A 22,054-nucleotide genomic window follows, 5' to 3' on the forward strand; every position below is an offset into this window, starting at 1 on the left:
TCCTCACATCAAAGGCGGATATTGCGAAAGCGATCGACGAACGAGTTCGCCCGCGCCCGGCGCCGGGGCGGCGTCTCGGAATAGTTGTGGTCGTGGGTCGTGGTACGGCGCAACGGCACGGTGGGGGCAATCGGTTCAGGCACCGGTGCGCGCTGCCGCGGGGCGCCGGTATCGGGATTGATGCCCGAATCCCGCAGACGCTGCCTGAACTGACGCTGCGTGAAGTTCTGATCGGCGCGCCGATGGTCACCCTGAAGGTCAACGCCGTAATAGCTGACGCCCAGGTTGCTGGAGGCGTGAGGCTGGATGTACAGGCGTTCGTCGCGCAGCACCTTGTCGAGCAAGCGTGGCCCGCCGATCGGGTCCCGCGGCCGCAGGCGGGCAAATTCCCGATCGACCTCACGCTGACTGGCCTTGTCGCCACGCAGCAATTCTTCGCGAATTTCAGGACGCCGCTGGGGCACAAAGCGCGCAACCGTCTCGGGGTTGTCGCCCAGCAAGGAGAAATCCTTGCGCCGCATTGCCCTGCCGAACTCAGGCCAGGCATCGGAAATCACAGTCCGGTTGGTTGCCCGGGAATCACCGACTTCGACGAAGGTATGGCCTACATCCCGGGCAACTAATATCGACACAGGCTGTTGCAACGACGAGGTGGCCAGCAGCGCGGCGTTGACCACGGCCATCTGGTCGCAGTTGCCCGCCTCAAAACGCGCAGCCGTGCGGGCTGCATCGTAATCGAAGTGGCCGTTTCGGTTCTGGTCGTAGACCACCACTGTACGCTTGAAGGCTTCGGCTTCGGTGCGTCTGACATGCCGTTCCTGATTGCCCGAGCCATGATTGAGAATACGCCAGGTATCGTCGATGGCGGCATTGGCATAGGTCAGCGCATTCATCTCGCCGACCGAGACCGTGACGGCCCGCCCCTGATGATCGTGGTTATGGCGCTCCAGCACGCGCCGACTCAGGACCGTTGTGTCCGGGTCGCGGGTGTTGAAGTGATGTGTCGATCGAGTGAAACCGGGCGCGGATGTCGACAAGGGCATGGCATTCACCTTCTTCAAAGGATTCGGCCATGTGTGGTCGTGACGCGGAGAAAGGTTCCGGCGCCGTCAATCCAGTGATGTGACGCGCAGGCACAGCGCAGTGCTGAAAAAAACGGCCAGCCCGGCGAGGTGCCGGGTGGCCGTTTCAAGGGGTTACTTGGTCAGGCACTCGTAGCAGAGCTCACCGGCCAGTTCGCGGACTTTCATGCGGTCCCATTTGTCGGCCGCCACACGATTGGCACCGGTCTTGTCGGAGCCATCGGATGCCAGGCCGCGCTCGGGCTGACCGTTGGCAGCCACGGCATTGGCACCGACATGGTCAGCACCATCCGCTGCCACGGCATTGGCACCCACGTGATCAGCGCCATCAGCAGCAACGCGGTTTGCACCCACGCGATCAGCGCCATCAGCTGCCACGCGGTTTGCACCGACACGATCGGCACCGTCAGCTGCCACACGGTTTGCACCCACGCGATCAGCGCCATCAGCTGCAACTCGGTTTGCGCCGACGCGATCAGCGCCGTCAGCCGCTACACGGTTTGCACCAACACGATCAGCGCCGTCAGCTGCTACACGGTTTGCACCCACGCGATCAGCGCCATCAGCTGCAACTCGGTTTGCGCCGACGCGATCAGCGCCGTCAGCCGCTACACGGTTTGCACCAACACGATCAGCGCCGTCAGCTGCTACACGGTTTGCACCCACGCGATCAGCGCCATCAGCTGCAACGCGGTTTGCACCGACACGATCTGCGCCGTCAGCTGCCACTCGGTTTGCGCCGACGCGATCAGCGCCGTCGGCTGCAACGCGGTTTGCACCCACGCGATCAGCGCCATCAGCCGCCACTCGGTTTGCGCCGACGCGATCAGCGCCGTCGGCAGCAACGCGGTTTGCGCCGACGCGATCAGCGCCGTCAGCCGCTACACGGTTTGCGCCGACGCGATCAGCGCCGTCAGCCGCTACACGGTTTGCACCCACGCGATCAGCGCCATCAGCTGCCACTCGGTTTGCACCGACGCGATCAGCGCCATCAGCTGCCACGCGGTTTGCACCGACGCGATCAGCGCCATCAGCTGCCACTCGGTTTGCACCCACGCGATCAGCGCCGTCGGCCGCCACACGATTGGCACCCACACGGTCCGCACCATCGGAAGCGGTAGCATTGGCGCCTACATGGTCGGCACCATCAGATGCGGTGCGATTGGGGCCTACTTTCTCCGAACCATATTCGGCGACTGTCTTGCCATCGTTCACATCGGAGGCCGCATAAGCAGCCGATACACCCAAAGCCAATACGGAAACCGTAAGGCCCCAAATCAATTGTCTCTTCATAACCGATTGCTCCAAGGGTCAATGCCGGTTGATGTGAGCAAGATGCTCGGAAAGTTGCCGTTCTCAACTCATAGGCAAACCACCGTTCAATAGAGCGGCGGTTATTACAAACAGCTTCGTGCTTAGAACTAAGCGGAGCAACACGGCACTGTGTACCAGATGGTTAATCATCAAATGATTTCGCGCCTGCTCAGCATAGCCTCACCAACGCATTCGCGCCCGCGCCGCAGGGCCTTTCCGCCCGATGGCAAGCCGCCCAGCCTTGTTCACTTCGATACTGTTTCGCGTCACTGGTTCTAATGATCCCAGTCACGCGCGCAACTAAGCAAGTTGTTGTTTTTGAAATTGACTGTCGCAGAAATCGGATTAATCGCGAAGCGGTAACAATACACGGATGCAACATGAACCATTAAGGTGCACAACTTTATCCGTTGCTCTACTTGACGCACGATCAGGCCGCGCAAGTAACTGATTTTAATAAGGGTGACAGGTGGAAATGACACAAAATAGGCAACGCCCAACCATGCATCACTCGGGGCAACTGGCGCGCAATGGCATGGCAATGGGAAAGAAATGGCACCGAGTGCGAGGGCGGATATAGGTCCACGCGGCCATCCTGTTGCGGGCGGCGAGCGCAAAGACTCTTGCAAAGACACTTACAGAAACAGGCAGACCACCTGGTGCGGCAGCCCGCGCTGCCGGCAGTCAGGTCAGTCTGCCGATGGATGAAGGCGTCGGTCAGGCGGGCAACTGCCCTTGGCCGCTCTCGATGATTTTCGCGAAGTTCATGACATTGTCGACGTACTTCGGATCGCCTACGCCGCCTGCGTCCGACAGGTTGCCGCTGACCTTGTCCGGCCCTGAGTTATAGGCGCGCAATGCCGAGCCCCAGTCGCCGAACGCCTTCTGCTGATCGCGCATGTACAGCGCGCCGGCCATGATGTTGTCGCGGGCATTATTGACGTCGGCATTGCCGAGCAGGTCGGGGTTTTCCTTCTTGAGGCCGGCGAAGGTGTCAGCATTGACCTGCATCAGGCCAGCATCGGTCTTGCCGTTGACGTTGGTGGTGTCCTGGCCCAGCTGGCCGCGGGATTCCGCCCAGATCTGTCCGGCCAGAATGCTCGGCGGAACACCCGTCGCCCTGGACGCATCCATGATGTCGTTGCGGTAAGGTTCCAGTTGCTTGGGCAGGTGCAGATCGCCCGAGCCGCTGAGTGTGGTGTCGTTGGAGACGTTGCCGGCAGCGCTGGTTGTCGGGTTGCTCACCCCACTGCCGCCCTCGGCAGCACCGCTCGGCGTTGCCCCGCCGCCACCACCCGCTCCGCCGTCGACACCGCCCGAACCGCCACCGCCGGCGCCACCACCCTCATTGCCCTGCGCTGCCAGGTTTTGGGTCTGCGGCTGATTGGGATTGTTCTGCATGAGCATCTGCAACATTTCCATCAGCAGCGACATCAGTTGCTGCGCGATGCCCGTCTGATTGTTTGCGCCAGACAGCGGGCTTGCCGCCGTGGTCTGGGGATCCTGGCTGTTGGGCGGAGCGAAGTTGACTTGCGACTGCGTGGGGTTGGCGAACAACAAGGTGCTGGGGTCGATGGCCTGATTGCCGCTGCCACCGCCGAGCGAGTTGTTTTGCCCGTTCTTGCCACTCAGGGACGAGAAGTCGGTGGGTTGCAGACTGGGCGTTACCGGGGGCCGAATTGCCATGCTCATGATCGTTTACCTCTTCAGGTCAGGGAAAATCAATGGGCTTTGGGGATGCCAAACTGGTCCAGGACCGGGTCGACGTTGTGGTCGAAGGCTTTTTGCGCCTTGTGTTTTTTCACCGCTTCGATGATTGCCGAAATGCCGAAGCCAAGGCTCATGGCCGCGTCGGCAATCCAGCCAACCACTGGGATAGACGCACCGATGGCCGCGCCAGCCGCCATCCCGGCCGCTTCGCCGACGACCATGCCGGCCACGCGCCCGCCGACCTTGGCCGCCACTTCGCCCAGGCCTGCCCGGCCGGCGGACTTGGCGACTGCGTCATAGCCGTGCTTGGCCGCCGAAAGGCCGGATTTGGTGCTGTCGTAAATGGTTTTCGCCGCGTCGGTCTTGTCGCCCCGGGCCAGCATGTCCGATACCGACGAGAACCCCATGACCGATTGCAGTGCGGCCGGTCCCATCTGCGAGGCGACCTGGGCGGCCATCGAGGGCGCGTGATCCTTATCGCCGTTGGCCTGATCGAGCAACTTGCGCCCGGCCTTCGAGTCCTGCAACTGGGCGAACGTCGACAGCACGTAATTCGCCTGCTGGCCCTGGACGAAGTCATCCGGCAGCACGCTGTCATAGGCCGCTTTTTGCGCATCGGCTGAATTCAGTGCCTGTTCGCCGTCGGCTTTCTTCTGATTGAGCAGTTGCTTTACCGCGCCACCTTCACTGAAATTGCTCACGTAGGAGTTCTGGATCCGGCCCTGCAGATCCGGACGCTGACCGATGACCTGTTGCGCGGTCGGGACATTGGCGTCGGGGCCGAGCAGGTCCTTTTGCATCTGCAACTGCGCCGACAGACCGCCAAGCGCGCTGCTGTAGTCAGCATTGGGTTTGTCTTTGCTGGTGGCTTTGTCAGCCGTGTTCAGATCGGTCTGCAAGGCCTGGCCGCTGTTGACCTTCTGCATCTGCTCGTTGACGGCCTTCTGCAGCGACGGCGAACTGCCCACCAGCGCACGAGACTGCTGCGGGATCTGTTTGTCGAGGAAGGCCTGAACATCGGGATCGGCCTGCAGCTGGCCGATTTTTTCGTTGAGCGCGTCTTCGGTCTTCTCGGTCTTGCGCAGATCCTCACCCGCGATGACGCTGCGCTGGGTCTGCTGCAACCTCACCATCACGGCGGCTTTCTGCTCACCGCTGTAGGCCGACGGGTTGTCGAACACGTCTTTGCCCAGCTTGCTGATGTCGACATCGGCGACCGAGTTCAGCGTCGCGGCGTCGTTGAGCACACTGGCGAATTCGCCGCCGTTGGTGGGCGCCTGCTTCTTGATCCAGTCACTGATGTTGCTCGCGCTGAACAGCTTGTCCGGGCTGTTCGCTGCCAGCTTGCGCCCTTCGAGGCCGCCCTGGTCGATCTGGCCGAGGAAACCGGGTTGCGACCAGGTTTTTGCCGCCTGTTTGAGCGGACCGGCCAGGCCCGGATTGTCGTTCTCGATGGCTTTGAGGCCGTCGGCGCTGGTCAGGCCGTCGACCTTGGTCTTGTCCTCGGCACCGGCGGCGTGTTTGGGATCGGCAGCCTTCGTCAGCGGCTCGTTGGCGCGCATCAGCGCGGCGCTGCGGACCATCTCCAGCGACTCAGGGTCGGCGTCCGGATGATCCTTCTGGTAATTGGCGATGTCCTTGTCGGCGCTGTCCGCGGCTTTCTGCATGTTCTTGGCGAACGCGTTGAGGTCGCCGTCGGTGATCTTGCCGTCTGCCTTGCCGCCGTGCTTGCCCGTGTCTATCGCGGTTTTCAGCGACGGGTTGGCATTGATGAATTCCATGGCCTTGGCAGAATCGGGCCCTTTTTCAGCGGCCATGCGCGCCGCCGCGATGGGTCGATTGAGCTCCTTGGCAGCCTGCTCGCGCTGATCGGGCGGCAGATTGGCGACCATCGGCGCCCAGCGCTCCAGCTCCTTGGGCGAAGAATATTTGGAGTCGTCGAGAAATTTCGCCTCCGACGCCTTGGGTGCCTCTTCCGGCTTGGCGGACGCAACCGGTGACGCTGCACCGGTCGCGCTGACATCATTCACCGCAGCCGGTTTTTCTGCGCCCGTTGCGCCTCGCGTGGGTGCGGCGCTCGCCCCGTCACTGGCCTGAGGCGTCACGCCCGGCTGCGAGGCGCCGGCCGATTGCGCCTGGCCCTTGAACAGCTGGGTGAGTTGGGTCAGCAGAGACAGGAGCTGTTGCTCGGTGCTCTGCGTCGTACTGCCGGTTTCGGGTGGGCTGCCCGGCTGCAACAGCGAAGCGCCGAACTGGATATTCGGGTTGGCGGCGCCGTTCTGCGCGAGCGCGAGTTTCGGGTTATTCAGCGGTGTCTCCTGAACTGAATCGCCGCTGCCGGGTTGAGGTGCGATACCGCTGAAAGGGCTGCTTGAAATACGCATGGGAGTCGCCATCCGGGAGTGAAGGATGGCAACTGTGTGGTTCGATGCTGGTGTCGGTTCCGATAAATGTTTCGGTTTGTGTCGACCGGTCGGACGCGCGATGCCGTAAGCAGAGCGGGAATGATCGCAGTGCCGCTACCCGAAACGCCGATGCAGTCAATGCACGCGCAGCAGGAACAGCCACCGGACACGCAGTCCAGAGCCTGCGCCGCGCTCCATCATTCTGATTGATGTCCACCATGAAGGCGATTGTCTTCAGCTTTGCCGGGGCTCGCGTAACATCGCCCCATCACTTACCGGCCAACGCGTTCCGACAGGACTTACGACCATGACCCTTCACATCATCAATGCCGTCGCCCTAACCGCCGTCACCGTTTTCCTGGTCAACCGTGCGTTTGCCTTGTACGACCTGGTCAATGCAGCCTCCGTTTCCGAACACCTCTGAGCCACACATCGCTCAGACGGTGTTCGGCAAACGCCCGCCTTGCCGGTCGAATGCTTCAGGCGAACGGGTCCATCTGCCGCTTCAACTGTTCTCTGGCGCGAGACAGCCGCGACCGCACCGTGCCGATCGGCACGCCCAGCGAGGTCGCGGTCTCCTGATAGTTGCCGTCCATTTCCAGTGACACCTCGATCACCCGCTGCATGTTCGACGGCAGACTGCCGATCGCCCTGACCACCCGCACCAACTGACGATGACCATCGACCTGATGGCCAATATCGCTGTGGCTGTCCGCTTCCGAATGGGTATGGTCCTCCCAGCTTTCCTGATAGGGCTGACGATACATCTTGCGAAAATGGTTACGGATCAGGTTCAACGCGATCCCGCACAGCCACGTCTGTGGCTTGCTTGCGTTCTGGAACTTGTGCTCGCTGCGCAGCGCCTCGAGGAAGGTGCTTTGCAGGATGTCGTCGACGTCTTCCGGATTCATCACACGCTTCTGAATGAACGCGCGAATCATCTTGACCTGGTCACTGGTCAGCTGACGGATACCGTCGTGCTTGCGGCGGCCGGCGGGGTCGATGTCGAGTATCGCGAGGCTTGGAAACATCAGGGCTCTTCCTTGTTTGGAGTGTGCTAGCCCTATAGCGATATGCGTGCCATCCAAATTAATGACGCAACTACTTGATATATAACGGATTTAAAAATCGCAACCGAATGACCTGTGCAAAAACTTGCGCGACCACGCTGAATCGCGGACGGTTTTTGGCACAGCGTCTCCCCCTCGCAAACAGATGGAACCGCTTCACAGGTACGACCCACTCAGAGCGCACGACCCCGCTCAGAATCGTCCTATGAAAATTGCCGCCCCCTCTGCCCCTCCCGTGCTACAGACAGCAGCCGTTGCGCCGGCGAAGGCAGCGGCGACGCCTGTAACGTCGTTGCGCAGCAATCCGCCGAACCTTGGTGGCACCACGCCGCAACAGGTCGCACGCTTTGCCTCGGCGCTGGTTCAGCAGAGCCGTACCCTCAACCAGCGAGAACTGATTGCCAGCAGCAACGCGCTGCAATCGCGCGCGGTGAAGCTGGGCGAGCTGTATCAACAATTGATGGGCAGCCACGACAAGGGCCTGGACGATGCGGCGCGCAACCTGCGCAAGCAGCTGCAAAAGCAGAATGCCGCCAGCCTGGCGCAGATTCTGAGCTTCGCCGATGGCGACGCGGCCAAAGCCCATGTGGTGTTACAGGCCGCCAGAAAACAGGCCCAGGCCGACGGCGAAACCGGCGAGCACGTGGTCCTGACAGAGCAATTGAAACTTTTGCGGCGCAAATACGGCAAACGTGCGCGCGCAGGCATGAACAGCGCCAAGGCTTTCTCGCGGGCGAACATCGACAGCAAGCGGCGCGGCACCCTGCGCAATCTGTACAGCGTGGCGGTCAGCGGCCAGCCCAATATCACAGGGCTGATCGATGCCCTGATCAACGAGCGGGAAGAGGCTGGCGAGTTCGAACTGAACCTGCGCGACATGCGCAGCGCGATCGCCGATGACCTGTCCTCGCTCACGCCCTCGACGTCGCCGCAGCAACTGCGCACCTTGATGCACGGGCTCAACACTGCTCGTCACGTCGCCACGCTGCTGCAAGGTTGCGAGCATCTACTGGGGCGAATGCGCAACAAGAATCCCGGCGTGCAGGTCGACCCCGCGGCCTTCCTCAAACACCTGCTGGCGCTGTCCGGCAAGGGCATGAGCCTCAACGAAACCCTGCAACTCACGCAACACATCGGTGGCAAGCAACTCAAGCATCAATTGGCCTTCCTGAACGGCCTGCGACCGATGCTGCAACAGTTGCCGATTCTCCTCTGGCGCGACATGAAGAGCCGCCAGAACGCCTTGGGCAACCTGCTCATCCTCATGGCCGAACTGACTCGGCAGGAACAGAACCAGCTCCAGGGGGGCCTCGCCTGATGGATCGTGTCATCAACCTGCTCAACCAGATCGCCCTGGCGGCCATGCGCCGCTCGGAAATCGTTGGCGCCTTCGTGGTGATCGCCATCGTCTTCATGATGATCACGCCGCTTCCCACCGGGCTCGTCGACGTGCTGATCGCCATCAATATCTGTATTTCCTGCCTGCTGATCATGCTGGCGATGCATTTGCCCAGACCGCTGGCGTTCTCGACATTTCCGGCGGTCCTGCTGCTGACCACCATGTTTCGTCTGGCCCTGTCGATCTCCACCACGCGCCTGATTCTGCTCAATCAGGACGCGGGGCATATCGTCGAAGCGTTCGGCCAGTTCGTGGTGGGCGGCAATCTTGCAGTGGGGATGGTGATCTTCCTGATCCTCACGGTGGTCAACTTTCTGGTCATCACCAAGGGCTCCGAACGGGTCGCCGAAGTGGGTGCGCGTTTTACCCTGGACGCCATGCCGGGCAAGCAGATGTCCATCGACAGCGACTTGCGCGCGAACCTGATCAGCGTTCATGAGGCGCGCAAGCGTCGCGCCGAACTGGGCAAGGAAAGCCAACTGTTTGGCGCCATGGACGGGGCGATGAAGTTCGTCAACGGCGACGCCATCGCCAGCCTGATCATCGTGGCGATCAACATGATCGGCGGCATCGCGATCGGTGTGGTCCAGCACAACATGAGCGCCGGCGACGCGTTGCAGGTGTACACGGTACTGACCATCGGCGACGGCCTGATTGCCCAGATTCCCGCGCTGCTGATTTCGGTCACCTGCGGCATGATCATTACCCGCGTGCCCGATGAGGACCGCGCCGAGGCCAATATCGGTCGGCAGATCGCCGAACAGATCACCAGCCAGCCCAAGGCATGGATCATCGCAGCGGTGGCGATGCTCGGTTTCGCAGCACTGCCGGGCATGCCGACGGCCGTGTTCATCGTGATCGCGATCATTTGCGGCAGCGGAGGTCTGCTTCAGCTTCAGCGGGCGAAACCCAGGGCCGAGCAGGCTCAGGCAATTGCCGTCGCGCCGGAAATGAACGGCCGTGAAGACTTGCGCACATTCTCCCCCAGCCGCCAGTTCGTGTTGCAGTTTCACCCCAGCCAGAACCCAGCGCAGGTCGAAGCGCTGGTCAGCGAAATTCGCCAGCGGCGTAACCGGCTGGTGGTGCAATACGGCCTCACCCTGCCTTCGTTCATCATTGAGCAGGCTGAGCACCTGCCGCCCGATGAATTCCGTTTCTCGGTCTACGAAGTGCCGCTGCTCAAGGCGACCTTCACCCAAAGCCATGTCGCCGTGGACGCGCGCATGCTCGATGACTCGCCGCAGGACGCCGTGTACGGCACCCCTGAACGTCAGGAGGGCCAGTGGCTGTGGATGCCCGCCGATGATCCTCAACTGCAGCAGGGGCAGATCGAGCGTGTCGACGCGATGACCCTGATCGTCGAGCGCATGGAGCGCGCGTTGCAGGCATGTGGCCCGCAATTCATCGGCCTGCAAGAGACCAAGGCCATCCTCGGCTGGCTGGAGACCGAACAACCGGAGCTTGCCCAGGAGATGCAGCGCGTGCTGCCGCTGGCGCGGTTTGCCGCGGTATTGCAGCGCCTGGCGTCAGAATGCGTGCCGCTGCGAGCCATCCGCGTGATCGCCGAAACCCTGATCGAACATGGCCAGCACGAGCGTGAGGTTACTGTGCTCGCCGACTACGTGCGCATCGCCCTGAAGTCGCAGATCTACCACCAGTACTGCGGTGCCGAAGGCCTGCTTGTCTGGGTCCTGACCCCGGAAAGCGAAGGGATTCTGCGCGACGGACTGCGCCAGACCCAGACCGAAACATTCTTCGCGCTGGACAACGAAACCAGTCAGTTACTGGTGCAACAGCTGCACATCGCGTTTCCGGTACGCACGCCGGAACAGGCGGTGTTGCTGGTCGCGCAAGACCTGCGCAGCCCGTTGCGCACATTGCTGCAGGAAGAGTTCTACCACGTGCCGGTGCTGTCTTTTGCCGAAATCAGCAACGCGGCGCAGGTCAAGGTGCTGGGCCGTTTCGACCTGGAAGAAGACCTCGAAGCGCTGGACAGCGAGTACGCCGCGTGAGCCCCCTGGAGAGCGATACATGTATGAATTAAGGGTTTTGACGGGCCTGCATCAGGGTGCAGCACTGCCTTTGGTGGGCGAGCAGTGGGCGATCGGTTCGCATGCCGAACAGGATCTGGCCTTGCACGACCCGGGCGTCGAGCAGCTGCATTGCCACCTGCAGCGTCAGGGGGAAAACTGGGTGTTGAACGCTGCCGACGGCAGCATTTGCGACGAGGAAGGTCATCGTCACGCGACGACCGCACTCGCGCCCAACACGGCTTTCGTGCTCGGTTCGGTGTGGTTGTGCGTATCCCCGGCCGAAGCCTCCTGGCCGTCCTTGCCGGCCGTCATCGCCACACCCAACGCCGAGCCCGAAGCCCGTGCCGAAGCGCCGCACATTGCCCCGCCGCTGGAAAAAGTCGAGTCCCGCTCGCGGTTGCTCAATCGCACCACGGGCATCGTGATCGGCGTGTTGCTGGGCATCGCCGGCAGCGCCTGGAGCCTGACCCGCAGCGCAGCGCCCGTGACCGAGCAGGTGGCAACCGGTGCACCGGTTCACAACATTGCGACCACCGCGAGCAAGGGCCGGGGCAAGGCTGAGCCGGCGCACAAACGCATCCAGCTGACCACTGTCGACGAGACCAGACGCCAGCTCAACACCATGCTCAGCGAGCGATTGCTCAGCGACGTCAACGTGCAGCAGACGCCGGAAGGCCTGGCATTGAGCGGCAACCTCAAGGCCGAGTCGCAGCTGGTCTATCAACGCATGCTGCAGCGGTTCAAGGATCGCTACGAATCGCCCGTCGCGCTGATCGATAACGTCACGGCGACCAGCAACGGCCTGCCCTTCACCATCGTGCAAATCATGTCGGGCCCTCATGCTCACCTGGTGACTGCTGACGGCCACCGCTTGTACGTGGGCGATGAACTGGCCGGATTGCGCCTGACCCGCATCGACGACAACCGAATTCAATTCGACGGCGAACGCCATTACGAGGTGAACTGGTGAACGCCGCCCTCGCCCAGTGGAAAACCCTGCACAGTCACCGGCTGAGCCAGTTTTCGGCAGTGCGGGTCAGCGGCCGGGTCAGCGCCGTGAGCGGGATCCTGCTCGAGTGCCAGATCCCGGCGGCCAAGGTCGGCGACCTGTGTGAAGTCAGCAAATCCGACGGCAGCACGATGCTGGCTGAAATCGTCGGTTTCACCCGCGACTGCACCCTGCTCAGCGCCTTGGGCACGCCGGACGGCATTCAGGTCGGTGCACATATCCGGCCGCTGGGCATGGCCCATCGCATCGGTGTTGACGACAGCTTGCTGGGCAGCGTGCTCGACGGCTTCGGCCGGCCGTTGCTGGGCGATTCCCAAGGCGCGTTCGCCGGCCCGGGCGATCGTCGCGTCATCCTGCCGGTGATCGCCGATGCATTGCCTCCGACCCAGCGCCCGCGCATCACCCGCGCGCTGCCCACCGGCGTGCGCGCAATCGACAGCGCGATCCTGCTCGGCGAGGGCCAGCGCGTCGGTCTGTTCGCCGGGGCCGGTTGCGGCAAGACCACGCTGATGGCCGAACTGGCGCGCAACATGGATTGCGATGTGATCGTGTTCGGCCTGATCGGGGAACGGGGACGTGAACTGCGCGAGTTTCTCGATCACGAGCTGGACGCGACCCTGCGCGCACGCTCGGTGCTGGTCTGCGCCACCTCGGACCGTTCCAGCATGGAGCGCGCCCGCGCCGCGTTCACGGCCACGGCCATCGCCGAGGCCTATCGCGAACGTGGCATGAAAGTGCTGTTGCTGCTCGATTCACTGACCCGGTTTGCCCGCGCCCAGCGTGAAATTGGCATCGCCGCTGGCGAGCCGCTGGGTCGCGGCGGCCTGCCGCCTTCGGTGTACACGCTGCTGCCGCGTCTGGTGGAGCGCGCGGGCATGAGCGAAACCGGTTCGATCACCGCGCTGTACACCGTGCTCATCGAACAGGACTCGATGAACGATCCGGTCGCCGACGAGGTGCGTTCGCTGCTCGACGGTCACATTGTGCTGTCGCGCAAACTGGCCGAACGCGGGCATTACCCGGCCATCGACGTGCAGGCGAGCATCAGCCGGATTCTCAGCAACGTCACCGGGCGTGAGCATCAGCAGGCCAACAACCGTCTGCGCCGCCTGATGGCCGCTTATCGACAGGTCGAAATGCTGCTGCGTCTGGGTGAATACCAGCCCGGTGGCGATCCGGTCACCGATTGTGCCGTGCAGTTGAACGAGCCGATCAACGCCTTTCTGCGTCAGGACCTGCGCGAGCCGGTGCCGTTGCAGGAAACCCTGGACGCCCTGATGCACCTCACCGCGCAACTGCCGGAGTGACGCCATGGAAGAAGAACTTGAAGCCGACCCGCAGCGACTGGCGATGGAGCACGTCATCGGCATCCTCACGCCCTTGCGTCAGCACCGTCAGGCCAGCGCCGAGCGGGCACAACGCACCGCGCAGAAAGCGCTGGAAGACATGCACGAGCACTTGCAGCAGACGCGCAACGCCTACGCCCAGGAGCGTGACAATCAGCGCGAACGGCGTCAGGTGCTGAGCGACGCGCACTTGAACAAAGCCATGGCCCTGAATGACCTCGACCGCTGGCACGAACAGGAGAACCGCATGCTCGATCGTCTGGCCTATATCCGCCAGGACGTGCAGCAGCAACGTCTGGGCATCGACGAACAGCAGCAACGCCTGGCTCAGGCCAGAGATGCCGCCAAGGCGTCACAGCGCGCCGTGGAAAAACTGGCCTGTCTGGCTGAAGCCATCAACGAACAAGGTTGAGTCGCGATGAATACGCCGATCAAACACCCGCCCCGCCCCCAGCCTCAGATGCAGTCGCGCCCCGCGCAGCCGCAGTCCTTCTCGACCGGGTCGCCTGCGCAGTCTGACAATCGCGGACTGTCTGGCGCAGGGCGACGCAGCGATGCCGAACGCCTGCGCGCGCTGGGCAACGCGCCGCTGGCGGATGAACCGCTGAGCGCCGACGGCCTGTTCTTTTCCCAATTGCTGGTGACGCCGGTCAGCGAAGAACCCCAGCAATCCGGCTATTCCGGCAGCGGATTGAGCATGCTCGCCCCCAACCAAGGCGTGCCGACGCAACTGATCGATGAACTCGCCGAGCGCTTGCCGTCGCAACCCGATGGTCCGTTCAGGGTGACGCTGCTGATGCCCACTCTGGGCAAGGTCCAGGTCAACGCCAGCAAGCGTGATAACCAGTGGACCGTCGAGCTGGGCTTCGCCCGACGCAGTGCACTCAAGCGCGTGCAACCGCATCAACGGGCCTGCGAGGACGCGTTGGCAAGGGCGCTCGGGCATGACGTCGAGCTGTCGTTGCATGAGGAGCTGCAGGCATGACCGCCCTGCGTTTGCGAAAAGTCGACGACCTCGTCGCACGGGTATCGCAGCAACTCGGCGCCGGCGCCAGCCTGATGTTCAGCGCCAGAGGCCTGCAAGGCCAACTTACGTTGACGGCCCTGCCGCCCCACGCCAGCGCCCATCGAACCTTGACCGGCTTCGACAGCGCCGTTGGCCGGCTGCGCCTGAGCGACGCCGAGGCCATGCTCAGCCTGATGGGCGAACTGCCCGTCACCCTGAGCGGCGAACATCAGGGCTGGTACTGGGATTTTCTCAATCAGCGGCTGAGTCCGGCCCTCGCGGAACTGTTTTGCCCCTTGCAACCACTCAGCGATAACACTGTGCTGCCTGTGGGCGACGCGCCGGAGAAAACGGTCACGTGCCGGCTGCAACTGACGCTGGGCGAGCAGACCCTCGATGGCCTGCTCTGCGCCGACGCCGCTGTGATCCAGCGTCTGCTCGACGGTCGAGGCTGGCACCGGCATCGCCAGGCGCTTGCCGATGACTGGCCGATCGTTCAGCCACTGGAACTGGGTCAGTTGTCACTGACCCTGGAACAGTTGGCCTCGCTGCAACCGGGCGACGTGCTGCTGCCGCTTCGCAGCCATTTCGACAGCGAGGGCCATGGCCGGCTGGAATTGGCCGGTCGGCAATGGGCAGTCCAGACAGACAGTCACGAACATCAGCTGTACGTACGGCTCAGCCACGAGGAAACCCTGGGACATGGCCAATGAAGCGTTGTATGAGGACGACATCGACAGCCTGACGGATGACGACCATGAGGCCGTGCCGGAAAGCTACCAGGACGCCTACGGCGAGGACCAAACGCACGATGAGATGAACGCCGCACCCGCCGAATCTGAATGGCAGGAAGCACCGCAGGACGCTTACGACACCCAGGCGGCCGGGGCAACCGAGGCCCATGCTCAGCCGCTCGATCCGCTGGATCAGTTGCCGATGGCGCTGACCCTGCGCTGCGGCAGCCTGAACCTGACCCTGGGTGAGCTGCGGCGCATGGCCGCCGGGACGACACTGCCGGTCAACGGCATCACTCCGGGATTTGCCACCTTGTGCCATGGCGAGCGGGTCGTCGCCGAAGGCGAACTGGTGGACATCGACGGGCGCCTGGGCCTGCAAATCACCCGGATGGCGTCCCCCGTATGATCATGGACGGGATGAACCCGGTCATGCTGGCGCTGTTTCTGGGCGCCTTGTCATTGATTCCGTTTCTGCTGATTGTCTGCACGGCATTTCTGAAGATCGCCATGACGCTGCTCATCACGCGCAACGCCATCGGCGTGCAGCAAGTGCCGCCGAACATGGCCATGTACGGCATTGCGCTGGCCGCGACCCTGTTCGTCATGGCGCCGGTCGCCCACGAAATCCAGCAACGGGTACACGAGCACCCGATCGAACTGGGCAGCACCGAGAAACTGCAGGCCAGCGCCAGCACGGTCATCGAGCCGTTGCAGCGCTTCATGACCCGCAACACCGCCCCCGACGTGATCGCTCACCTGCTGGACAACACTCAGCGCATGTGGCCCAAAGACATGGCCGATCAGGCCAGCAAGAGCGATCTGCTGCTGGCAGTGCCGGCATTCGTGCTGTCGGAGTTGCAGGCGGGCTTTCAGATCGGCTTTCTGATTTACATCCCCTTCATCGTCATCGACCTGATCGTTTCCAACCTGCTGCTCGCGCTGGGCATGCAGATGGTCTCGCCGATGACCATTTCGCTGCCGCTCAAGCTGCTGTTGTTCGTGCTGGTGCAAGGCTGGACGCGCCTGCTCGACAGCCTGTTCTATTCCTACATGTGAGACAGCCATGGAAGCGTTGGCGTTGTTCAAGCAGGGCATGTTCCTGGTGGTGATTCTCACCGCGCCGCCGCTGGGGGTCGCCGTCTTGGTAGGGGTGATCACCTCGTTGCTGCAGGCGCTGATGCAGATCCAGGACCAGACCCTGCCCTTCGGCATCAAACTGGCGGCAGTGGGCCTGACCCTGGCGATGACCGGCCGCTGGATTGGCGTGGAGCTGATCCAGTTCATCAACATGGCCTTCGACCTGATTGCCCGTTCCGGGGGCGCGCACTAGATGCCGCTCGACGCGCAGGGGCTGTTCGAACTGATGCTGGGCATGGGCCTGGCCGCCGCGCGGCTGTTGCCGTGCATGATTCTGGTACCGGCCTTCTGCTTCAAATACCTGAAAGGCCCGCTGCGGTATGCCGTGGTGCTGGTGGTGTCGATGGTGCCGGCGCCGACTATCAGCCGCGCACTCTCTTCACTCAATGATGACTGGTTCTCCATCGGCGCGCTGTTGCTCAAGGAGGCGGTGCTGGGCACCCTCCTCGGCCTGCTGCTGTATGCGCCGTTCTGGATGTTCGCCTCGGTCGGCGCGTTGCTCGACAGCCAGCGCGGCGCGTTGAGCGGCGGGCAGATCAATCCGGCGCTCGGGCCTGATGCGACCCCCATGGGCGAGCTGTTCCAGGAAACCCTGGTCATGCTGGTGATTCTCACGGGCGGGTTGTCGTTGATCACCCAGGTGATCTGGGACAGCTATCAGGTCTGGCCGCCCACCGCCTGGTTGCCGGGCATGACCGTCGATGGCCTGAACCTGTTCCTCGAACAATTGAACCAGACCTTGCAGCATATGATGCTGTACGCCGCGCCCTTCATCGGGCTGTTGCTGCTGATCGAGGCGGCGCTGGCGATCATCGGCCTGTACGCCCAGCAGTTGAACGTCTCGATTCTGGCGATGCCGGCCAAGAGCATGGCCGGCATCGCATTTCTGCTGATTTACCTGCCGACGCTGCTGGAACTGGGCAATGGACAGATTCTGCAACTGGCGGACCTCAAACACCTGTTGAGTGATCTGGTGCATCTGCCGTGAGCGAAAAAACAGAAAAGGCCACGCCCAAGCAGCTACGTGATGCGCGAGAAAAAGGCCAAGTCGGGCAGAGTCAGGATCTGGCGAAGCTGCTGGTGCTGCTGGTGGTCAGCGAGATCACGCTGAGTCTGGCCGATGAAAGCGTTGCGCGGCTGCATCACTTGATGTCGCTGTCGTTCCAGGGCATCGGCAAGCCGTTCATGCACAGCGTCGAGCAAGTCGCCAGCGAAGGCATGAGTGTGTTGATCGGCTTCATCTTGAGCAGCGTGGGCATGGCGATGCTGATGCGCATGGTCGGAAGCTGGATTCAGATCGGCTTTCTGTTCGCGCCGAAAGCCCTGAAAATCGACATCAACAAGCTAAACCCTTTCGCCCATGCCAAGCAGATGTTCTCAGCACAGAGCTTGACCACGTTGTTGCTGAGTGTCCTCAAAGCCGTGGCGATCGCCGCGACCCTGTATTCGGTGGTGAAACCTTCACTCGGCGCGCTGATTCTGCTGGCCAATACCGACCTGACCACCTATTGGCATGCGTTGCTGGAAGTGTTCCGGCACATCCTGCGTGCGACGCTGGGATTGCTGGCGGTGATCGGAGCCGTCGACTTTGCGCTGCAGAAATACTTCCACGCGAAGAAACTGCGCATGAGCCACGAGGACATCAAGAAAGAATACAAGCAGTCCGAGGGCGACCCGCACATCAAAGGCCATCGTCGCCAGCTCGCCCATGAATTGCTCAACCAGGAGCCAACCGCGCCGGCCAAACCGGTGGAGGACGCCGACATGCTGGTGGTCAACCCGACTCACTATGCCGTGGCGTTGTATTACCGGCCGGGGCAGACGCCGCTGCCGTTGATTCACTGCAAGGGCGAGGATGACGACGCCCTGGCGTTGATCGCCCGAGCCAAGAAGGCCGGGATCCCGGTGGTACAGAGCATCTGGCTGGCGCGCACGCTGTACAAGGTCAAAGCCGGCAAATACATCCCCCGCCCTACACTCCTCGCAGTGGCGCACATCTACCAGGTCGTGCGCCAACTGGAGGAAGTCACCGATGAAGTGATCCGGATCGAAGACGCGTAAAGCGCGCTGCGTTCAGCCCCGTCTGTAGCATGACCTGACCGTTGATGGACATCATTCGACGTGCTCGCGTTGAAGCCCGCATTCGCAGGTGCGCAGGTGCATGTCGAGCTTTGTTCGTGAGTGGGTCATCGAGTCCGTGGTCGGTTGTGAGAACGTGTTCGCGGGCAAGCGCGCTCCTACAGGTTCGTGGTCGCAGGGTTTTGCGCGGCGTGCCATTACGCGGAATAAGGGTGTGCTGCGGACGCTTTCGCCGGCAAGCGCGCTCCTGCAGGTCCGTGGTGGCAGGCTTTGCCCGGCGTGCCATTGAGTGTTTGCGGTGCAGGTGTCTGGTCGAGGGCGGATGGTCGTGGGCCTCAGGTGGCTGAGGCCCACGGGGTTATGCGATGTTTACGAACAGCAGCGTCGGCAGTTCAGGAGTTCGTGTCGCTCAGGTGGTCCAGGCCCGCCAGCATCAGTTCATGACGTCGGATGCTGTCCAGGCTAACCGGAGATTCAGCGGCGTGCGGGACGGCATGCCAGACCACGAAGTCGCGCTGCACGTCCAGAAACAGAAAGTAGTCGTTGAACAGCTCGCTCTGCGAAAAACGCCGTTCCAGCGCGTCGCGCAATTGTTCGGGGCGCAGTGCCCGGCCCTCGATGTGCAGGGCGATGCCCCAGTCGCGGTGTTCGCGCCGGCTGACGAAGGCCACCCCGCTCGCCACCGGCCAGATCGCCGCGCGTTCGGCGGCAACATGCGCGTAGAACGCCGCTTTTTCCGATACCCGAATCATGCTCAGTCCTTCAGTGGCACAACAGTGAAATCCAGTTCGTGATCACGCTCGTCGATGCCTTGGCGCATGTCCGGCGGCCACCAGATGACCAGTTCGCGGTCGTTGGAATCGGGCCGCTTGCACGCGTAACCCGAGCACCCCCGGCTTGCGCAGCCGGCCAGCGTGGCGAACGCCAGAAACAGGATCAGAAAACCACGCAGGTTCATCGTGTAGCCCCCTTGAGCAGCGAAGGTCGGTTCTGTCTGGCTTTGCTGGAAACCTGCGGCTGGCGCACGGCGATATAAATCTCGCTTTCGGCACCAGGCTGCACCCATGCATGTGGCCAGGCGCTGACGCCCATGACCCAGCGGCCGCCGCAATGACTCTCATCGATGCGCAGCGGCTTGCCGGTGGTGTTACGGGCGACGACCACTGCCACGCCCCAGTCCTTCTTCGAAAACCACTGCGAGCGCTGACGATCCATCACCAGCCCCTCACCCGGGTCGCACAGGCTGTCGGCCTCGAAGGGCAGCGTTTCACCGCTGCTGAAACCCACCGGTGCCACGCCGTCGAGCAACTGCGTGAAGGCGTTCTGGACATCGCCGCGGGTCGGCTCCTCGCCGCCGTCGCGACGCTCATCGATGCGCTTGAGCTGATCGTCGACGTCGTGAGGATTGCCCTTCTCGACGTAACGCGCCGGATTGACCTGATCGCCGATCAGGCGCGGGGTCAGGATGAACAACCGCTCGCGCTTGTTCAGCTCACGGTTGCGCGACTGGAACAGCAGCTTGCCGATCACCGGAATGTCGCCGAGCAACGGAATCTTGTTGACCCTGTCGGTGGTTTCCAGGCTGTGCAGACCGCCGATCACCAGCGATCCATGCTCGGCGATGACCGCTTGCGTGCTGACGTTGCCCTTGCGCACGGCCGGCTGGTCTTCGTTGATCTGCGAGGTGTCGATCTGGCCGTCTTCGATGTCGACGATCAACTGAACCTGGGATTTGCCGTCCTTGTCCAGCGACCGCGGGATCACCTGCAAGCTGGTGCCGGCGGTGATCGGCTGGATATTTGCCACCCGCTCGGCAGTGGCGGTGAGGTATTCGGTGCGGCTGAAATCGATCACCGCCGGCTGGTTTTCCAGGGTCAGGATCGACGGGTTGCCAATGACGGATGCCGCGCCATTACCTTCCAGCGCATGCAGATCGGCGGAAAATTTCCCGGCGTCCTGGATGAACAATGTCGAACTGGTGCCTTGCTCAAACAAATTGGCGCCGCCGCCGACGCTGCCGGCATTGAAATTCCAGCGGCTGGACAGCTGCGCCAGCTCGTTGCGGTCGATGTCCAGAATCACCGCATCGATCTCGATCAGGTTGCGCGGTGTGTCGAGTTGTTTGACCAGTTTCTGGTACATCGCTTTGCGTTTAGGCAGGTCGTAGATCAGCACGGCGTTGTTGCGCACATCGGCACTGACGCGGATTTTCGCACGGCTCGATGAACTCGAACTGCCACCCTTGCTTTTGCCGGACAGCCCCAGCACGCGGTCGACGTTCTGCTGCAACTGGCCGGTGTCCAGCACGCTGTCGTCGGGACCGCCGTAGTTCATCCCGCCGATTCCGGCGCCGGCCATGCCGGTGCTGCTGCCCAGGCCACTGGCGGTTCCACCGCCGCCCTGCAACAAGTTGACGCCGTTGATCGATGCGCCTCGGGAGCGGCTCTCAAGCAGCTCCTGGAGAATGCTGGCGACCCCGGAAACGGTCAGTTCCTGATCGCGATAGCGGATCGTGCGGTCGGCGGCGTTGGCGTATTTGAGCTGAAACACCAGAACGTCCTGCTTGTCCGCCTTTTCCGGCGCGTCGACTTTCTTGCTGTAGCTGCGCACGAAGTCGACGTATTTCGCCGGTCCGCGGACCAGCACCACGCCTTCGTCGGGCAAGGCGCCCCAGCCGAATCGCTTGTCCAGCAGACCGACATCGGTCAGCGCCTGTTGCAGGTCATCCACTGCGTCGGGGGACACCTCAAGCCGCGCCGAGGTCTGTTCACTGGTCGGGCTGATGTACAGGGTGTCGTTGTAGACGAACCACTGAAAGTGATGCTCCTGACCCAGGCGGTCGAGAAATTCCTGCGGATTCTGGGCGCGGATGCGGCCATCCAGCGTGCCCTGAACCGGGGCCATGTCCAGGCCGATGCCAAATTCCTTGGCGAAGTCGCCCAGTGCCGTCGCCAGATCGGTCTGACGGGCATCGTAGGCATAAGCGGTATGTTTCCAGGCGTCTGGCACCGCCGCCAGCGTCGGCGTCACGATGCCGATCATCAGCAAAGGCAACCACATAAAGGCCTTGCGCATTTCACACTCCCGGTTGCCAGTGATTGAGGGTGGTGCGAGGCGACGTGAACGTGCCGTTGCGCACACTGGTTTGCATCAGACTGAGGATCGCGCCGCGCTGATTGGCCAGGCTTTCCAGGCGATTGAGCAGTTGCACCGGGTCATTCAGGCCGGGCAGCCAGCTGACCAGCACCACGCAGCGAGTCTCGGGATCGATTGCCAGCGCACCCTCGCAGGCGCAGGCCACGCTCGCGCCGCCTTGTTGCAGCACCGCTTCGAGGCGCTGCGGGTCGCTGCCGTCGTAGGGGTCCAGGACGTCCAGGCTCAGGCGCACTCCGTTGCCGACGATCGCCAGCCGTGCGTTGGCCTCATCGATCCAGCAGTCCAGTGGCGTGAGCGGTCGCAGCTCACACCACTGAGCGAGAATCGCCGTGAATTCACTGAATTCCATCGATGATCGCTTTGGTGATGCTGTGGTTGGCGCGCAGGCTTTCGTTGTTGACGATGTTGGCGACGCTGGCCTGCTGTGAGGCATCGTTGAAAGCCATCAGGTCTTCGATCGAAGGGTTTTCCGCCGCGCCTTCGATGGCGTCGTCCATGTCGCTGCGGGCACGGCCGTAGGCGTTATCGACGTGGTTCTGCATGGATTTGAAACTGATCATGAGCGCTGCTC

General features: G+C 62.5%; 22 protein-coding genes and 3 pseudogenes. 12 read left to right on the forward strand and 13 right to left on the reverse strand.

Annotated features, from left to right (window positions below; translation table 11 throughout):
* Positions 1-8 precede the first annotated feature (8 nt).
* The 8 genes and pseudogenes from BMZ10_RS03655 to BMZ10_RS03680 all read right to left on the reverse strand — a co-directional run bounded on the left by BMZ10_RS03655 (position 9) and on the right by BMZ10_RS03680 (position 7,542).
* Positions 9-1,043, reverse strand: a complete 1,035-nt coding sequence (locus tag BMZ10_RS03655; protein WP_143070251.1) for an Hrp-dependent type III effector protein — start codon at positions 1,041-1,043, stop codon at positions 9-11.
* Positions 1,044-1,196: 153 nt separating this feature from the next.
* A complete protein-coding gene (locus BMZ10_RS27655) occupies positions 1,197-1,382 on the reverse strand; it encodes a hypothetical protein (protein ID WP_177182035.1) in 186 nt (61 codons plus the stop codon).
* Between the two features lie 36 nt (positions 1,383-1,418).
* Positions 1,419-1,631 (reverse strand): annotated as a pseudogene (locus BMZ10_RS28150) (hypothetical protein); the annotation flags it as partial.
* A 60-nt stretch (positions 1,632-1,691) separates the two neighbouring features.
* Positions 1,692-1,904, reverse strand: a pseudogene (locus BMZ10_RS28155) (hypothetical protein); the annotation flags it as partial.
* A 60-nt stretch (positions 1,905-1,964) separates the two neighbouring features.
* Positions 1,965-2,375, reverse strand: a pseudogene (locus BMZ10_RS28160) (phage infection protein); the annotation flags it as partial.
* A 738-nt stretch (positions 2,376-3,113) separates the two neighbouring features.
* Positions 3,114-3,956 carry a transglycosylase SLT domain-containing protein gene (locus BMZ10_RS03670; RefSeq protein WP_177182076.1) on the reverse strand — a complete coding sequence of 281 codons (843 nt, stop codon included), beginning with the start codon at positions 3,954-3,956 and terminating at the stop codon, positions 3,114-3,116.
* 161 nt (positions 3,957-4,117) lie between these two features.
* Positions 4,118-6,490 carry a type III effector HrpK domain-containing protein gene (locus BMZ10_RS03675; protein WP_305729100.1) on the reverse strand — a complete coding sequence of 791 codons (2,373 nt, stop codon included), beginning with the start codon at positions 6,488-6,490 and terminating at the stop codon, positions 4,118-4,120.
* A 500-nt stretch (positions 6,491-6,990) separates the two neighbouring features.
* Entirely contained in the window at positions 6,991-7,542 is a 552-nt protein-coding gene (locus BMZ10_RS03680; protein ID WP_093458674.1) for an RNA polymerase sigma factor, read from the reverse strand.
* 244 nt (positions 7,543-7,786) lie between these two features.
* Here BMZ10_RS03680 and sctW point away from each other — a divergent pair, with 244 nt between their 5' ends.
* From sctW to sctU, 12 genes are read left to right on the forward strand one after another with little or no spacing between them, the layout of a single operon-like run.
* Complete coding sequence (sctW, locus tag BMZ10_RS03685; RefSeq protein WP_093458675.1) at positions 7,787-8,899, forward strand: type III secretion system gatekeeper subunit SctW; 1,113 nt, start codon at positions 7,787-7,789, stop codon at positions 8,897-8,899.
* Positions 8,899-10,992, forward strand: coding sequence for a type III secretion system export apparatus subunit SctV (sctV, locus tag BMZ10_RS03690; protein ID WP_093458676.1), 2,094 nt, complete (start codon positions 8,899-8,901; stop codon positions 10,990-10,992). Before sctW ends, sctV begins: the two co-directional genes overlap by 1 nt.
* A gap of 19 nt (positions 10,993-11,011) precedes the next feature.
* Positions 11,012-11,983, forward strand: coding sequence for a type III secretion system inner membrane ring subunit SctD (gene sctD / locus BMZ10_RS03695; protein ID WP_093458677.1), 972 nt, complete (start codon positions 11,012-11,014; stop codon positions 11,981-11,983).
* A complete protein-coding gene (locus tag BMZ10_RS03700; protein WP_093458678.1) occupies positions 11,980-13,329 on the forward strand; it encodes a FliI/YscN family ATPase in 1,350 nt (449 codons plus the stop codon). Before sctD ends, BMZ10_RS03700 begins: the two co-directional genes overlap by 4 nt.
* A 4-nt stretch (positions 13,330-13,333) precedes the next feature.
* Positions 13,334-13,780 carry a type III secretion system stalk subunit SctO gene (locus BMZ10_RS03705; protein ID WP_093458679.1) on the forward strand — a complete coding sequence of 149 codons (447 nt, stop codon included), beginning with the start codon at positions 13,334-13,336 and terminating at the stop codon, positions 13,778-13,780.
* A gap of 6 nt (positions 13,781-13,786) precedes the next feature.
* A complete protein-coding gene (locus BMZ10_RS03710) occupies positions 13,787-14,353 on the forward strand; it encodes a type III secretion system HrpP C-terminal domain-containing protein (protein WP_093458680.1) in 567 nt (188 codons plus the stop codon).
* On the forward strand, positions 14,350-15,087 hold the full coding sequence (locus BMZ10_RS03715; RefSeq protein WP_093458681.1) for a hypothetical protein: 738 nt from the start codon (positions 14,350-14,352) through the stop codon (positions 15,085-15,087). Before BMZ10_RS03710 ends, BMZ10_RS03715 begins: the two co-directional genes overlap by 4 nt.
* Positions 15,077-15,517, forward strand: coding sequence for a FliM/FliN family flagellar motor switch protein (locus tag BMZ10_RS03720; RefSeq protein WP_093458682.1), 441 nt, complete (start codon positions 15,077-15,079; stop codon positions 15,515-15,517). Before BMZ10_RS03715 ends, BMZ10_RS03720 begins: the two co-directional genes overlap by 11 nt.
* Positions 15,514-16,167, forward strand: coding sequence for a type III secretion system export apparatus subunit SctR (sctR, locus tag BMZ10_RS03725; protein ID WP_093458683.1), 654 nt, complete (start codon positions 15,514-15,516; stop codon positions 16,165-16,167). Before BMZ10_RS03720 ends, sctR begins: the two co-directional genes overlap by 4 nt.
* 7 nt (positions 16,168-16,174) lie before the next feature.
* On the forward strand, positions 16,175-16,441 hold the full coding sequence (gene sctS, locus BMZ10_RS03730) for a type III secretion system export apparatus subunit SctS (protein ID WP_093458684.1): 267 nt from the start codon (positions 16,175-16,177) through the stop codon (positions 16,439-16,441).
* Positions 16,442-17,236, forward strand: a complete 795-nt coding sequence (gene sctT, locus BMZ10_RS03735; protein ID WP_093458685.1) for a type III secretion system export apparatus subunit SctT — start codon at positions 16,442-16,444, stop codon at positions 17,234-17,236.
* Entirely contained in the window at positions 17,233-18,309 is a 1,077-nt protein-coding gene (sctU, locus tag BMZ10_RS03740; RefSeq protein ID WP_093458686.1) for a type III secretion system export apparatus subunit SctU, read from the forward strand. Before sctT ends, sctU begins: the two co-directional genes overlap by 4 nt.
* Positions 18,310-18,719: 410 nt before the next feature.
* Here sctU and BMZ10_RS03745 read toward each other — a convergent pair whose 3' ends face one another.
* From BMZ10_RS03745 to BMZ10_RS03765, 5 genes are read right to left on the reverse strand one after another with little or no spacing between them, the layout of a single operon-like run.
* The gene (locus tag BMZ10_RS03745; RefSeq protein ID WP_093458687.1) at positions 18,720-19,079 is read right to left on the reverse strand and encodes a type III secretion protein HrpV; all 360 of its coding nucleotides are present in this window, start codon (positions 19,077-19,079) and stop codon (positions 18,720-18,722) included.
* Between the two features lie 2 nt (positions 19,080-19,081).
* Entirely contained in the window at positions 19,082-19,285 is a 204-nt protein-coding gene (gene hrpT / locus BMZ10_RS03750; protein ID WP_093458688.1) for an HrpT family type III secretion system protein, read from the reverse strand.
* A complete protein-coding gene (gene sctC / locus BMZ10_RS03755; RefSeq protein ID WP_093458689.1) occupies positions 19,282-21,402 on the reverse strand; it encodes a type III secretion system outer membrane ring subunit SctC in 2,121 nt (706 codons plus the stop codon). Before sctC ends, hrpT begins: the two co-directional genes overlap by 4 nt.
* A 1-nt stretch (position 21,403) precedes the next feature.
* On the reverse strand, positions 21,404-21,832 hold the full coding sequence (locus BMZ10_RS03760) for a type III secretion protein (protein WP_093458690.1): 429 nt from the start codon (positions 21,830-21,832) through the stop codon (positions 21,404-21,406).
* Positions 21,819-22,043, reverse strand: coding sequence for a type III secretion protein (locus BMZ10_RS03765; protein ID WP_093458691.1), 225 nt, complete (start codon positions 22,041-22,043; stop codon positions 21,819-21,821). The genes BMZ10_RS03760 and BMZ10_RS03765 overlap by 14 nt, the downstream gene beginning before the upstream one ends.
* Positions 22,044-22,054 lie beyond the last annotated feature (11 nt).

The organism is Pseudomonas sp. NFR16, from assembly GCF_900108875.1.
Classification (GTDB): Bacteria; Pseudomonadota; Gammaproteobacteria; order Pseudomonadales; family Pseudomonadaceae; genus Aquipseudomonas.

Coding starts and splice junctions, on each gene's coding strand:
- hrpT (WP_093458688.1), bottom strand. CDS start 19,285: ATGAACCTGCGTGGTTTTCTGATCCTGTTTCTGGCGTTCGCCACGCTG.
- BMZ10_RS03765 (WP_093458691.1), bottom strand. CDS start 22,043: ATGATCAGTTTCAAATCCATGCAGAACCACGTCGATAACGCCTACGGC.
- sctW (WP_093458675.1), top strand. CDS start 7,787: ATGAAAATTGCCGCCCCCTCTGCCCCTCCCGTGCTACAGACAGCAGCC.
- sctT (WP_093458685.1), top strand. CDS start 16,442: ATGCCGCTCGACGCGCAGGGGCTGTTCGAACTGATGCTGGGCATGGGC.
- BMZ10_RS03675 (WP_305729100.1), bottom strand. CDS start 6,490: ATGCGTATTTCAAGCAGCCCTTTCAGCGGTATCGCACCTCAACCCGGC.
- sctC (WP_093458689.1), bottom strand. CDS start 21,402: ATGCGCAAGGCCTTTATGTGGTTGCCTTTGCTGATGATCGGCATCGTG.
- BMZ10_RS03720 (WP_093458682.1), top strand. CDS start 15,077: ATGGCCAATGAAGCGTTGTATGAGGACGACATCGACAGCCTGACGGAT.
- sctR (WP_093458683.1), top strand. CDS start 15,514: ATGATCATGGACGGGATGAACCCGGTCATGCTGGCGCTGTTTCTGGGC.
- sctD (WP_093458677.1), top strand. CDS start 11,012: ATGTATGAATTAAGGGTTTTGACGGGCCTGCATCAGGGTGCAGCACTG.
- BMZ10_RS03745 (WP_093458687.1), bottom strand. CDS start 19,079: ATGATTCGGGTATCGGAAAAAGCGGCGTTCTACGCGCATGTTGCCGCC.
- sctV (WP_093458676.1), top strand. CDS start 8,899: ATGGATCGTGTCATCAACCTGCTCAACCAGATCGCCCTGGCGGCCATG.
- sctS (WP_093458684.1), top strand. CDS start 16,175: ATGGAAGCGTTGGCGTTGTTCAAGCAGGGCATGTTCCTGGTGGTGATT.
- BMZ10_RS03680 (WP_093458674.1), bottom strand. CDS start 7,542: ATGTTTCCAAGCCTCGCGATACTCGACATCGACCCCGCCGGCCGCCGC.
- BMZ10_RS03655 (WP_143070251.1), bottom strand. CDS start 1,043: ATGCCCTTGTCGACATCCGCGCCCGGTTTCACTCGATCGACACATCAC.
- BMZ10_RS03715 (WP_093458681.1), top strand. CDS start 14,350: ATGACCGCCCTGCGTTTGCGAAAAGTCGACGACCTCGTCGCACGGGTA.
- BMZ10_RS03705 (WP_093458679.1), top strand. CDS start 13,334: ATGGAAGAAGAACTTGAAGCCGACCCGCAGCGACTGGCGATGGAGCAC.
- BMZ10_RS03760 (WP_093458690.1), bottom strand. CDS start 21,832: ATGGAATTCAGTGAATTCACGGCGATTCTCGCTCAGTGGTGTGAGCTG.
- BMZ10_RS03710 (WP_093458680.1), top strand. CDS start 13,787: ATGAATACGCCGATCAAACACCCGCCCCGCCCCCAGCCTCAGATGCAG.